This window comes from Nostoc sp. UIC 10607, from assembly GCF_047228265.1.
GTDB classification, from domain to species: domain Bacteria; phylum Cyanobacteriota; class Cyanobacteriia; order Cyanobacteriales; family Nostocaceae; genus Nostoc; species Nostoc foliaceum_A.
On sequence record NZ_JBIQNW010000107.1, the window covers coordinates 1 to 13,587 of the forward strand.

General features: G+C 41.6%; 9 protein-coding genes. 3 read left to right on the top strand and 6 right to left on the bottom strand.

Annotation, left to right across the window (positions count from 1 at the left end):
* Both ACEYW6_RS34140 and ACEYW6_RS34145 read right to left on the bottom strand, forming a co-directional pair.
* A partial coding sequence (locus ACEYW6_RS34140; RefSeq protein ID WP_412983289.1) for a protein kinase domain-containing protein occupies window positions 1-1,679 on the bottom strand: 1,679 nt, incomplete at its 3' end.
* A complete protein-coding gene (locus ACEYW6_RS34145) occupies window positions 1,676-3,106 on the bottom strand; it encodes an NB-ARC domain-containing protein (RefSeq protein WP_412983290.1) in 1,431 nt (476 codons plus the stop codon). The genes ACEYW6_RS34145 and ACEYW6_RS34140, both read right to left, overlap by 4 nt.
* A gap of 1,107 nt (window positions 3,107-4,213) precedes the next feature.
* Between ACEYW6_RS34145 and ACEYW6_RS34150 the strand changes: the two genes are divergently transcribed.
* Window positions 4,214-7,846: a plasmid replication protein, CyRepA1 family gene (locus ACEYW6_RS34150; protein ID WP_412983291.1), complete on the top strand. Its 3,633-nt coding sequence runs from the start codon at window positions 4,214-4,216 to the stop codon at window positions 7,844-7,846.
* A gap of 171 nt (window positions 7,847-8,017) precedes the next feature.
* Here the strand turns inward: ACEYW6_RS34150 and ACEYW6_RS34155 are convergent, their stop codons facing one another.
* The gene (locus ACEYW6_RS34155; RefSeq protein ID WP_412983292.1) at window positions 8,018-8,668 is read right to left on the bottom strand and encodes a tyrosine-type recombinase/integrase; all 651 of its coding nucleotides are present in this window, start codon (window positions 8,666-8,668) and stop codon (window positions 8,018-8,020) included.
* A 252-nt stretch (window positions 8,669-8,920) separates the two neighbouring features.
* On the opposite strand from ACEYW6_RS34155, the gene ACEYW6_RS34160 reads away from it, so the two are divergent.
* Entirely contained in the window at window positions 8,921-9,082 is a 162-nt protein-coding gene (locus ACEYW6_RS34160) for a hypothetical protein (RefSeq protein WP_412983293.1), read from the top strand.
* A 563-nt stretch (window positions 9,083-9,645) separates the two neighbouring features.
* On the opposite strand, the gene ACEYW6_RS34165 is transcribed toward ACEYW6_RS34160, so the two are convergent.
* A complete protein-coding gene (locus ACEYW6_RS34165; protein WP_412983294.1) occupies window positions 9,646-9,846 on the bottom strand; it encodes a hypothetical protein in 201 nt (66 codons plus the stop codon).
* Between the two features lie 93 nt (window positions 9,847-9,939).
* Between ACEYW6_RS34165 and ACEYW6_RS34170 the strand changes: the two genes are divergently transcribed.
* On the top strand, window positions 9,940-10,635 hold the full coding sequence (locus ACEYW6_RS34170) for a hypothetical protein (RefSeq protein ID WP_412983295.1): 696 nt from the start codon (window positions 9,940-9,942) through the stop codon (window positions 10,633-10,635).
* Window positions 10,636-10,698: 63 nt separating this feature from the next.
* On the opposite strand, the gene ACEYW6_RS34175 is transcribed toward ACEYW6_RS34170, so the two are convergent.
* Together ACEYW6_RS34175 and ACEYW6_RS34180 are read right to left on the bottom strand one after the other, a co-directional pair.
* Entirely contained in the window at window positions 10,699-10,932 is a 234-nt protein-coding gene (locus ACEYW6_RS34175; protein WP_100904243.1) for a hypothetical protein, read from the bottom strand.
* A 73-nt stretch (window positions 10,933-11,005) separates the two neighbouring features.
* Entirely contained in the window at window positions 11,006-13,315 is a 2,310-nt protein-coding gene (locus tag ACEYW6_RS34180) for an ATP-dependent RecD-like DNA helicase (protein WP_412983296.1), read from the bottom strand.
* Window positions 13,316-13,587 lie beyond the last annotated feature (272 nt).

Consider the following 13,587-nt stretch of genomic DNA (forward strand, 5'->3'; position numbering starts at 1 on the left):
TTCTCTGCCTCGTTATACTGATTTTGCATGAACTTTGCCCAACCCAAATTTTTATATAAAGCAGCTTGTAGTTTTGGGTCTTCAGTTAAGCGCAACCCTTCAAGCGCTAATGTAGTACCTTGGGTATAGTCTTCTTTCAGATTTCTTAGGCGTGACAAATCATTGAGCGCAGGCACTGCTTTTTTATTAATTTTAATCGCTATTTTATATTGTTCTTGAGCTAAATCTTCTTTTCCTTCTTGATCATAAAAACTTCCTAATCTATAATATCCCTCCCAATCATTAGGCTTTAATTTCAAAATATGCTGATAATTATCTAAGGCACAAGCGATTTCTCCAAGCTGCCAACAAACTACAGCCAAACTATTATAAGTATTTATATCTTTGTCATTATATTTAAGGGCTAACTCATAATACTTTCTTGCTAGTTTGAAGTTGTTAAAATGACGAGCGGCTTGCTCTAAATAAAACTGAGAAACAGAAAGTTTAAGTTGAGCATTATATTCTATAGCTTGGTTAAAATATTTTTGTGCAGTTTGCGAATCATTTGCTAGTTCTGACTTTTTACCTTGTAATACTAAATTATTAGCCATTACTGGTAAAAATACTTTGAAACCTCCGAAAAGCCCTAAAGCAATTAATGTAACTAATAAACCAAATAAAATTTTTTTAGACTTGATTAATCTATTGACTTTACTTTGTAGAGGAAGGCTTTTTAACCTCTGCAAAATTACTTGAGTATTTTGTGGGCGTTGCCCTGGGAAGGGAGCCATCAAATCATCAATAAAATCAGCCAGAGATTTGTCGATATGAGGTGCTTTATTCCTCCAAAGTAGTCGCCCTGTTCTTTCGTCGCTTTTAATTTGAATTAAAGGAATACCAGTAACTAAGTTAACAAAAGTTCTGCCCAATGCGTAAAAGTCTGACTGTGGTACAGCTTGCCCATTAATTTGCTCTAAAGGGGAGAAACAAGCTGTCCGAACGATAGTTATGTCATGCCCACTACCTAATCCTGTGCTGGTTCCTCCACTAGTACTAACTTTCGCTAAGTAGGTTCTAGTAATATCTCTTGCCCCACCAAAATCAATAAGTGCTAATTTGCCGTTAGGTTGATAAATAATGTTATTTGGCTTAATATCTCGATGAAACACACCAGAGCGATGAATTAAATCAAGAATATCCATTAATTGTGAAAGCCAATTAAGTGCTAGGCTCTGAGGAATTTTTCCATAAGATTTTATCCACTTCCCTAAGTCTTCTCCTTCAAACTTCTGCATTACTAAGCAATGCAATTCTAAACGATTGTCATTCAGCCTCAAAGCAAAATAATCTCCTCTATTAGACTTAGGGATTCCAGGATGGTCAAGAATTTGTAATAAAATTGATTCTCGTCGAAGCAGTTCAACTAATTTAGGCTCGTCTATCCATTTTAAGATTTTCATTACTCTTCTTTGAGGGTGTGGATGGGATTCTGTGCTATCATCCTCATCCTCGACAATACCAACGTCTTCAACCTCAAAAATATCTGTATAAGTATATGGATCTCTATCTAAAGAACGTAACGGATGTAACAAACGAAAACGTTTGTTTATTAATAAAGGATTCCCGCAAGCTAAACAATTTTCAATATCATGAGGATTATGGCGCTGAGTACAAAGAGGATTTATACAGTAGCTCACATTCGCTCCTGAACGCCATTACTTGTTTGTGATACCCTTTTCTTATCGTACACCAAGCCAAGTGCATCGACCAAAATATACTTCTTAACTACTGGTTCCAAACTATAACAAACTTCCTGTTTACTTGATTTTCTACTACTTTCAATTAATGAACGTTCATCTAAGGCTTCCATTGCTGTTATTACTTCAGAAACTGACACTTTTAAACCTAATCGCTCTTTTAATCCACTAACAAGCTTAAAAAAAGGAATTGGAGTTGAATCTTTTGATAGCTCTTCTGCTAAAAAAATCATAATTTGTTTTTGGAGATCGCTTAAAAACCCAGCTTGTCCAAATTGCATATTAAGCATTACTTTAAGTCTAGGTCCAATTACCGTAGTTTCATAATCAAAGAATTTTTGGACATTTCCTCCAAAAATGCGATTAATTCGTTCAGCAACTGTATCTAACTCTGATGGATTTCCACGATAATTTTCAATTAATTGTATACATCCGTCCCCAAATAATCCTTTATCATGTAGCATTTGCATTGCAGCATTTGAGTCTAATCCTTCCAAGCGTAAAGATTCAATAGGCAGACTTTGAGTTACGTAAGCAATGTCCTTTAAAGGCACTTGACTCGTTACTAATACACAGCTTTTATGACGACCTTTTGTAATTCCAACAAAAAAATCTTCATATTCTAATCTTCTTTTAAAACTCTCTACTTGTGCCACTTTTTCAAAACCATCTAGTATTAGTAAACACCGATGCAAGTGAAAATGTTTTGATAGCAAAGAAATTTTGTCTAGCAGAGTTTCTTCCTCTGCCTCTAGGTCGAAAATGTTAATTAATTCAGTGACTATTTCATCAATCGAGGAATAACGAGTAACTGTATTCCAAACGATGTATTCATATGCATCTGATTTATCTAAAAGTATTTCTTCGATTACTTTCGCTACCAATAGACTTTTACCTATTCCTCCTATTCCAGTTATGGCTATGCAAGATTTTTTAGAAAAATTAATTTGCTTTTTTAAATCAATAATTTCTTTTTTTCTACCATAGAAAAATGCTGCTTTAGGCAACTCTCCATATATTCTCGTCTTGCCCACTAGACAATCATTGTCCAGCCTAGATGCTTCCAGCTTAATACAATGCTCTTTTGCTACTTTAAGCAAAATATTTTTTAAAGTTATTTTTTTTACCTGCACCCCATTACCGATAACTTTTGAAAGTGTTGTCCATAACTGTGGTCCAACTTCCTGCTGCAAATAATACCCACTGTATCCAGAATCACTTGCTATTTCCTTATAGTCTTTACCATGCCAAGACCCTTCAATTACAATCTTTTCAGCTTTAGTCAAACGTTTTCCAGTATAACTAAAAACTTGATCTTCTAGTATGTCAAGTACTGATTTTATGTCTAAATTTTGACTTGGGTTCATGTTTAAGCCGTAATACCACTACAAACAGTACTGTATTTCATCTTACTTATGACCAATCTTGTCAACCCCTATTCCCTTTACAATTATTAACTTAGAGTAGGGATTACAATCTGCGCTTCAAGTTATAAGATTTAAAATGTTACATGGCTTAGATAGCAATAGATACCTGTGAATACATTTTCACGGTTATAGGTTAACTATTTTAAAGCTGAAATTGACCAATCTCTTACCAGCAACTACCTTCCATAGGTAGCTAGACTTACTGACAAAACCGATCATCAGGTCTAATTGTAACATCTGGCGCAGGTTTACTTAAGTCAAAACCCTTCCCCTGATAGCAAACTTAGAACAAACATCATAAGTGTGGAGAGCTTAAAAGTGAAAAGTAAAAATCTCACAGAACAACAGATTACCAGAACTTCTGTAAGATCAGGTTATCATCTACGTAAAGTCGAAAATAGAGGTGAATATACAACAATACCTGCATTTAACGCACAAAGCGCCACTAAGGAGTAGCGCTTTGTGCGTGCTTTAAATTTCATATCGATTTAGAGCGGGGTTGATCTCGAAGGAACAAAATAAGTTGTCGTTGAAGTTTGGCGACCAAGACGACTACTAAATTTGACCGAGAGTATAATCCGCGCTACCAGATCCATTATAGGATCTGCCGCTTGGAAAGTCCATTCCTTGCGGTGAGTTTTGGCTGTCGAAATTCATAAGTTTTTGTAAAGTTAAATTTGATGAAGAAAAATTGCGAATTTTGTAGTTAAAAGATGTAGTAGCGCGAATAACAGTTACCTGTTACCAGTTATCAGTTGGAATTTACAGTCCTTGATAACTGTCAACTGTTGACTGTTAACTGATGTAACCCCCTCTGAACTTGTAAACCGAGTTATCAGGGGAAAATATTGTGATAAATAGAGAATGCCCCAAGAGCGCAGTATTAGAGCGCATGGGGTCGGATGGTGCGTTATCTGAGACTTGCCGCAGGAGCGTCTACGCACAGCAACTTTCTGCTGTGGCGTTGGCGAGTGGGAAAAGTTTGGGCACCGATATTACTTTGAGATTAGACACACCTCTCTCCAAGGGATTCCAAGGGGAGAGCCGATGAATAATACCCCTAAAAAAACTGGGGAAAGGTTAATGGGAAAAGGGAAAAGGGACGGGGAAGAGTTAGCAAATTCTTCCTCCTCTTCCCCTTTGCCCTTTGCCCTTGACCCAGGCGCAGCCTCTCCAATTGAATATCCCAACAACCTCACAGCTAGCGAACACCATGAGCTAACAGCTGGTAGTGCGATTCATCCAGCACTGGTTGAGCGCAACTTCTTCCACATTGAAGGGGAAACAATCTACGACTACCTGTTCATCTCAAACAAAATCCCTCGGAAAAATGCAGGTCGAGTCACGGATGCATACATCAAAATGTATCAGCATCTATTATTGGGGGGAACATGGATTCAATCTCTTGACCCCTTCAACAATTGGCAACCGATGGAGTGGGGGCGGATTAAGCCCAACTTCCCGCGCTTTGATTGGGAAACAGGTAAACCAGTTAAATACGAGTCGCCACCCAAGACAGCCAACCGCGTTACCTACTTTGATGTCGCTAACCCCATCTGGGACAAAGTTGCAAAGCGTTATTTAATTAAGCGCTATCATTCACTTTTAACATTGCGCTTACTGGATCAACTCAATCCACTAATATTTTGGGAGTGGGTAAAGCAGCATCCAGAGATTCCGATTATCTTATGCGAGGGTGAGAAGAAAGCCGCTTGCTTGCTCTCTTTGGGGTTTGTAGCGATCGCACTTCCGGGAATTTGGAACGGGCGGGTCGGAAGACGGGATTTTGATGAACGGTTGCATCCTGACTTAGTACCAATGGCTCAGGCGGGGCGCAAGTTCATTATTTTATTCGACTACGAAACTAAAGCTAATACCCGTTGGTCAGTGTTTCAAGCCACTGTTCGCACTGCAAAAGCAATTGAATCGGCTGGTTGTGAATGTGAAGTTGCGCTGTTACCAGGCCCAGAGAAAGGTGTTGATGATTTTGTTGTGGCGCGGGGCGAAGATGCTAACGCTCTACTGAGCGCAATCATCGATGATGCTAAATCACTTGCTGATTACAAGCGATCATATCGGGCTAAGAAATGGGGACTTAGTAAATACAAACCAGATGTCACTGTTAATGTCAAGTATCTCTCTGAGGCTTTGTGCATTCCTGAACTTGAAGAAAAATGCTTGAGAGTGCCTGAGCTTTATGATCTTGAAAAGGAACAACTTTTCACGCCATCTATAAAAGGACATTCTCGAAACAAGGAGTCTACCGATTCTGGCGGAGTTGATTCATCCAAATCGAAGAAATCCCCTACCTTCAATTTCCCAAAATCAGGACTAGTCGTACTCTGGAGCGACATGGGCACTGGTAAAACTGAACTTATGCGCTGGTGGCGTGACCAAAACCCCGACGCGCGGTTCCTCAACAATGGGCATCGCGTAAATTTGCTGAAAAATCTTGCCGAACGCTTGCGGACGGCGATGTATTCAGACTTGGGTTACACAGGTTTAGCCCAGGCTCAAGCCCTTAGTATTACTATTGACAGCCTGCATAAGCTGAATACTCAGTCTCTCACCTACGGCTGCATATTTATAGATGAAGCCTGCCAATACCTCACTCACCTACTACACAGTAATACTTGCAAACAGCACCGTGCAGCAATACTTGAAGTCCTTGAATATATAGTATACAACGCGCCACTGGTCGTCATCGCTGATGCACACATGGATGATTTAACGGTAGACTTCTTTCTTGCAATGCGACCAAAAGGTGAAGTACCTTACATCATTAAAAACGAGTGGCGAAACGGTTCACGCACAATTTATTGGTACGAGGGGGATAATTCTAGCGCCCTAGTCGCCCAAATCTCGGCAGCGCTGATGCTTGGTGAGAAAGTTATGGTTGCAAGTGACAGTAAGCGTTTTATCAAAAAACTCGACAAATCCTTTACTATCAAATACGAAAAGGTGGGGGAAAAGGTTAAAGGGGAAGGGGAAAAGGAAGAATTAACAGATTCCTCCACCCTTTCCCCCTTACCCCTTACCCCTTGCCCGGCCCGTAGGGCTTCATGGCGTATCTGGTCGGTTCACTCTGACAATTCTGGCAGTGATGAAAATGTTGCTTTCATCAAAGATATCACCAACGCCGTCAAAAACTTTGATGCCTTGTTCACCTCTCCCAGTCTCGGTACTGGTGTCGATATTTCTGAGTATCATTTTGACTTAGTATTTGGTGTGTTTCACGGCGTTTCCCAAACTGCTACTGAGTGCGCTCAACAACTGTACCGCTATCGTCCAAAAGTCCCGTTTCATATTTGGGTGGCAAAGCGTCCTCCCTTTGGTTACAAGGATACCAATGCTACCAAGATTAAAGAGCGCTTGCTCCAAACCAATGAAATGACCGCTTTTCTGTTGCGGATTGACAGAGAAACGGGTAAGCGGGGCGCAGAGAAAGATTGGGCGCTTGAGGCTTACTGCCAAATTCTCGGCAACCGCCACTATTCTCTGAATAATCTGCGTGATGATTTACGATCGCTCCTCACCGAAATGGGCAATACATTTATATATGTGGGAAGTGATTCAGATCCTCAATCTCTTGAAAGTTTAAAAGCGGCAGCACAAGCTTTGGATAGTGCCCACAATTCGGCTGTTGCCAAGGCTAAGAATATTACTTTGAGTGAGTACCGCACCCGTCAGAGCAAAGATTACCTTGACCCTAATGAAATTTTTGAATGTGAAAAGTTCCGCATTTCTGATTCTTACGGCATAGAAGTAACCGAATCACTCGTAGAAATGGATAAAGGTGGCCGCTTAATTAGAGCGATCGCTGGACTTGAGGCCATTTTAGCCCCACCCGAAGAATCGTTTACTGACCCCAAAACTGGGCAAAGTTATCCTACACCACCAACAATTGTCACCCAAAAAGACCGCACCGAACGCGACAATCTACCTTTGTGCATCGACTGGGGCAATTACTCGGCACGGTGGCTTGCTAGATTTAACCTGGGACTGCATCAAATTCTTCAGCGTTTAGTGAGGGGTGAGGAAGTTGCCGCTTCGGATGCCACCTTACTCAAGATGACGGAGATTGCTATACATTGTGCTGCTCACGTCAAAGCAATTCTTGGGTTTACCATTCCCAGTGACTGTAAACCTATTTGGTTGCTAGCTACTTTAGTAGAGCAGCTGGGGCTAAAACTGACTTTCCGTAAGCAGGGTAAACGGGGTCAACAGGTGAAACTTTTTTCTTTATCTAAAGAGGAATTAGAATTTGCAATGCATGTAATTGCTCATCGCGTGGAAAAGCGGAATCAAAAAGAAAATCGAACCTATTACGCTGCTCAAACCCCTGCTGTGTATAGTGTAAACCCCAATCAGCAGCCCGTATCCACACCCCCCCCTAATGCTATAGGGAACTCCCATTGCCAAGGGGAGGATACTACCGAATTTGAGTCGCCTCCGACCGATCGCACTACCTTACTCCATTGTGTGGAAATGCTACGCTCTGGTATCAAGCAGGGGGTGGACGCGATTAAGGGCATCCTTAAGCGATGGGTTGAGGATTTGCGCTGGGATACCGTGCTGGAACTTGAGGCGATCGCGGCAAATGAACTGCGACTTGTGGAGGCTCAAGTCCCGGAATTTTACGCCTTGCTGAATGAAGAGGTGTTGCCGATGGAGGGATAAAGCCTACGCCGCGACTGAGCTACGTAACCTAGAGCAATCTGTGCCTCATTTTTATCAGTGGCTTTCGCTTGAAATGTTGCCGATGGAATTGTAAATGGCTTTTTGGGAAAATACTTGTATCCCTTATCTGGAATAACTCCTGTCTAGATCGTCTTTCCTATATTTTCCGATCTAGAAATCCGTCATCAACTTAGTATTGTTCTCAGCAGTGCTATCGCTTTTGCTACTATCTTTTACCACTGGTGTCAGCATCGACAATGCCGCGATCGCACCCCGAACTTGCGACGCTTCTACGTCGAGATACTCTTGCAGTTGCTCCAAATTTCGATGTCCGCTGATTTGCTGAATCACTCTCAGTGGAATTCCTGCATTGCTCATCAACGTCAGTGCAGTTCTCCGGCAACTGTGAGTACTTGCGCCTTCAATGTCTACTAGTTTGCACCCTCTCCGAAAAATTAGTGCTGCATAATCCTCATGCAAATGACCGCGCCCCCAGCGTCCAGGAAAGAGATAATTATCACAAGAAACTTTGGGTTTATACAATTCCAGGTGATGCCGCAGATCATCCAGCACAGGAATTGTACGAGTAGACAGCTTGCCCTTCGTGCTGCCTTTGCGAATGTTCAGTTCTGGCCTGACTTGCCTTCTGCTGTCATAAATATCCTGAATTTTTAGGGTGACGCATTCGGAGACACGACAAGCAGTGTACAGCATCACCGCACCAAGTGTTCTATCTCGGACTGTGGTCAACCCCGAAGTGAATAGCCGCTGGATTTCTTCCGGCGACAAAACTTTTGCCTTTCCGTGACGGTCAATTTTCACCCCAGATGCTACCCCCGATAGTTAATCATTATCGCCGATGCTCCCGTCCCAGGATTTATTTCGGTGAAAAAAGTGTGGAACTGTACTGCAATGTGTACTAGTTTCTCTACCGTTTCCCTTTCCCTGTTCACGGACAAAGTGAAAATTGTGGCAGTTTGTCAGCAACAGAATACCCCCGTCACCTGTAGCCAGAACGGTGTACTAATGCTGTACTATTCCCCTGCCATTTAAGGGCACAGGATAAAAAGCCGATTGCCATTTGGGACTGCCATCGCTCGTGCTGCACAAGCAATAATCACCTTTATCATGATGAGCGATCGGTTGACTCAATCACTCTTCGTCCCAGTTTACCTAGCCCGCATTTCTCACAAGCTTGAGGGAAGGGGGGCAGAGGGGAAAGAACTTGTACAATAACTCTCCTCTGCTCTCCTGCTCAAGAGCACAAGTCAAGAGCACAAGCACAGGCTTTGAGCATCGGTGAGAAATCCGGGGTAGACACTACCTTTCTTCATGCCATTCGGCTATAGCCAATGCCCCTATATTGAAAAACCTAAAGATAGGTGAAAAAAATAAACTAAAAATGGCTTTATAGTTAATAAGTGATATAAAAATTTAAAGAGCATACTCTTAACAGTTAACTACACAAATATTACAGGTGTAGGTTTGGGTTAAAGAAAACGGGTAAAGGTGCTTATTTTAAGAAACTTGTACAAAATTCTTCCCTGCTTCTGTTGCTTTCATACCAAATCAAGCTTATCGGAATAGCCCGCTATTTAATCGCTATCACGCCATAAAACTATAAAGTCATTTTCAGTTTATTTTTTGAGAGTGGTTTGATTGCTCTATAAAAAATTCTTCAAAAAACGGACGGGTAAAACTTGCGTACCAAAAACTCAAACTTTTCTCCGATTGATTCCGAACTTGTCCTGAATCAATTTTCAGGGTGAGGGAGATCCAAATAATAAAATGCTATGAGCCTAGCTTTCGCCCCGAACGCGAGTGCGTCTCTCTTTGGGAGAAGGGCGAAAGCGCCAGAAATATAGTTGTGTAGCCAAAATATCCTTGATACGGCTGGGCATTTTATTACTTGTAAGTGCCTGAACGATTGCGGTTATCTCGTGGCGCAGCGATCGCCTCCGGCGGGCGAGTACGCCATCGCTTGAAGAATGCGCTGACACATTTGGCTATGATAATCAAGGTAATTCATCATGATGAATTACACGATTTAATAAGCGTGGGCAGTCCAAGTTTACCTAGATGATACGCTTTCCATGAGCAATACAGGGCGGAAAAAAAAATTAGCATCTTTCAACTGTGACCAAAGGAAGTGGGAGCAGTTTATCGCCTGTTGCAACTCGAAAGGCACAACAGCAACAGCCACGCTGCTCGAATTTATCGAACTCTACTTAGGCGATTCCCAAGATAAGGTTGATGCAATAGGTGGTAACGATTTAGACGAACGCCTAGATTCAAAGATTAAGGCAAGTGTAGAGAAGTACTTGGTTGAGAGTAATAAAAATCACAGCAGTCCGACTAATGAAACGATAAGAGCTATTTGCGAAAGACTTGATAAGCTCGAGTCAGAGTTTTCAAATGAATCTAATAGCAACCAAACCACAGCAATTGATAATCTCGCCAATTTAGAACAAAAAATTGAAAAGATGACAGCCCGAATGACACAGTTGGCTGAGGCGATCATTAAAATTCAAGACTATCTCAACAACCAACAAAAGCGGGGCCAAAAATCGTACTACAACAATTCATCCTATCCTGGGCAAAGTCCGCGAATGCAACCGTTAACTGAAGAAGGTTTGGCCAAGAGGCTTGGTGTAAGTGAGGAAACTGTACGCAAGGAGCGAATTAATCTTCCCCCACCGCTTTTTGTAGCATGGTGTAAGAACAAGGATAGAGCAGGGTTGGGATGGGAATTTAACCAAAATACGGGATTCTATCAGCCAGCAAGTTAGTATTTTGATTAATTTCAACTTATCGCGGCGAATGTGTGCTCTGCTGTTGCCAATTTTAATTTTTTAAAATGTGATTATTTCACAACCTTCAAGCAATTCGTCATAAACAGTTAGTTGTTGTGTTTTTAAGTGGTTTGGCAATGAATCATCATCAAAGGTCAAAGTAACAATATGAGTATTTTTGAGACTAAGAGATGATTTGCTGATATCGGTTATTGCCGCACTCATGCCGCTTCGAGTACCGATCAGATACTTCACTGATTGGCCGATCTTTAACTGTGTTGCTGGAATAGCCATAAATGTTAAAAGTGTACTTCAAGAGTAGTCTGGTTGGATGCGACCGTTGTTCTCATTTTGGGCATGGGTTTTATTATTGGAGCAGAACTGCGTCAATTGCTGAATCAATCAACTCAATTGCGGTAGTTTCATAGTGATAAGTATTAAAGCGAAACTTCCCGACAAGTTCGGGCTGTTTTGACGGACGATAACCATACTTGGATTCATACATTTGTAGTGCAAGACTACCAATAGTAGTCATCTGTCCAGGTGTTGCAGTCAGTTGGCGTTGTTGTAGCCTAGAAGCGACAGTAACAGTAGGGGAAGATGTTGTCGTACAAGTGGTTTTTCTGGTGTTGCTCAAACTCTGCCAGATTTCACTAAGTTGCTCAACAGGTGAAATGAGGAGATTGGTTAGTCCAGTAAAACGCTGGGCGGGTTTATCAGTAGCGACAGCAGTTTTCAATGCTTCATGCTGTCCAACTGCGATGAATGTACCCATTGCGCGAGTCATAGTCGTGTAGAGCAGCTGACGGGTTAACATCCGGTAATTAGCCCTGACCAATGGGAAAATCACATAAGGAAATTGGCTACCTTGACTCTTGTGGCAAGTTATACAAAACGAGTGCATAATTTGCTCGAAGTCGCCAGGATAATAATTAACAACTGCGCCGCCCTCCCAAGAGATCGTAACCAAAAATTTTTCCGGCTCCACAGCAATAACCTGACCGATCTCACCATTCATCACAGGCGGGACAGTTTCATAACGGTTTTTCAGCTGGATTACGCGATCGCCGATTCGGTAGACAACCGACCCAGAGACAACTTGTGGTTCATCTTCTTGTTTTGGGTTAAAGATAGGGGCAAGAAGCTGATTGAGATTGTGAACTCCACAGTCTCCTTGTTTTTGGGGCGCTAAGATTATTAGTTGTTGATTTAAATCAACACCTGACTGGCCAATAGCTTTAACCAACTCAACGATGGCTTGGGAGGTCGCTTGGGGCGAATCTTTTTGAATCATTGCACAGTCACCGACATCCATCCAATCAGAAACTTGATTAAAATTGTGCAGTGTAGGGACTATGCCAGAATTGACATCATTAGCGGCATAAATAATCGGGCTTTCGTGCCGTTGACGATAAATCGTCCGTAATCTTGTTGTTGGCACGAGTTCAGAAACAATTAAATCTCGCAAGACCATTCCTGCGCCAATACTGGGCAATTGATCAAAGTCCCCTACCAGTACAATTCTGGTTTTTTTGTCCAAGGCTTTGAGTAGGGAATTGAACAGAAATATATCAACCATTGAAAATTCATCAACGATTAGACAATCAAGATTTAGAGGATTATCCTCGTTATAAAGAAAAACCGCATTGTTTCCCTGCCATTGCAATAAACGGTGAATAGTAGTTGCTTCAATGCCTGTAGCATCTTTCATCCGGTTAGCAGCTTTCCCTGTTGGAGCGGCAAGTGCAATCGCTTTATCAGTATGCATGAACCATTCAACCAAGGTTTTCAGTACATAAGTTTTCCCTCGACCAGGGCCACCAGTAATAATGCTAATTGGATGTTTGGCTGCCATCATCAAGGCGCTGATTTGTTCATCACTTAAACGTGAAAGTTGGCGATAGTCAGTAGTTTGGAATTGGGCTAACCAGTGTTCTAAATGTTCAGTGGGGTGAGTTGGTTGGTCAAGGAGAGCAAGAATCTTCAAAGTCACAGAAAGTTCAGCCCGATAAGCAGCTTTGAGATAAACACTATTACCAACATCACCCGAAACTAAAGTCCCCTTTTCGAGTAACTGTTGAATGATTGTATTTAAAAATTGAACATCGGGCGTATGCTGTGGTGAAGAAAGCAGGGAAGTGGCAATACTTACTAATTGCTCAAACGGTAAAAAACAATTCCCTTCACGCAAGCCGGATTTTAAAACATGGATTAAAGCTGAGATATAACGAGTATCGCTGTATAGCGGGATACCAAGAGATATGGCTAATTCATCAGCAGTTTTAAAACCGATGCCGTCAATGTCATCAATTAATCTGTAAGGATTGTTTTGCAGAATATATGAAGTTTTGTGTCCGTAATAGTCACAAATTTTCAAAGCTAACTTCAATGAAGTTCCCACAGCCAAAAGTTGGGTAATCACTCCCAAGTTCGGATTCTTTTTACTCTCTGACCAAGCTTTGGTAATACCATCAATACGATATTGAGTTAGTCCGGGAACAGTGTAAAGTTTTTCGGGGTTGTTATCTAATATCGATAAAGTCTCAGTTCCAAAACAGTTGACCAAAGTTTGAGCAGTTTTCTTGCCGATCCCACGAAATAGTCCACTTTCTAAATACGCCTCGATTTCCGGCAACATCAGAATCGGAAATTTTTCGACTTGAAGGAGCCTGATCATGAGTCAAAGAGTAGTTGAGAGATTCTGTTCTTCTACAAGGGTAGCTCTAAAGCTAACTCATCGTCTCAAATCAAAAATCCAATTGGCTTACGAACTCTAAAGAATCTCCTTGTGCGATGAAAGATGTTCATGGGCTAGAGCCTAAAATGGATGTAAAGAAATGTTTCTGTTAAGGTCATCAAATTTAGCTTCAAGGTAAGGATTCAGGCCTAATATTTAGGAAGCAAAGACGGGCGAGACTGAGAATCAGCCAGTAGTGCTTGTACAAAGAA

Bases quoted from the DNA above. Each gene is read 5' to 3' on its own strand.
- ACEYW6_RS34175 (WP_100904243.1), bottom strand. From the start codon at position 10,932: ATGGCTATTCCAGCAACACAGTTAAAGATCGGCCAATCAGTGAAGTAT.
- ACEYW6_RS34170 (WP_412983295.1), top strand. From the start codon at position 9,940: ATGAGCAATACAGGGCGGAAAAAAAAATTAGCATCTTTCAACTGTGAC.
- ACEYW6_RS34145 (WP_412983290.1), bottom strand. From the start codon at position 3,106: ATGAACCCAAGTCAAAATTTAGACATAAAATCAGTACTTGACATACTA.
- ACEYW6_RS34150 (WP_412983291.1), top strand. From the start codon at position 4,214: ATGAATAATACCCCTAAAAAAACTGGGGAAAGGTTAATGGGAAAAGGG.
- ACEYW6_RS34180 (WP_412983296.1), bottom strand. From the start codon at position 13,315: ATGATCAGGCTCCTTCAAGTCGAAAAATTTCCGATTCTGATGTTGCCG.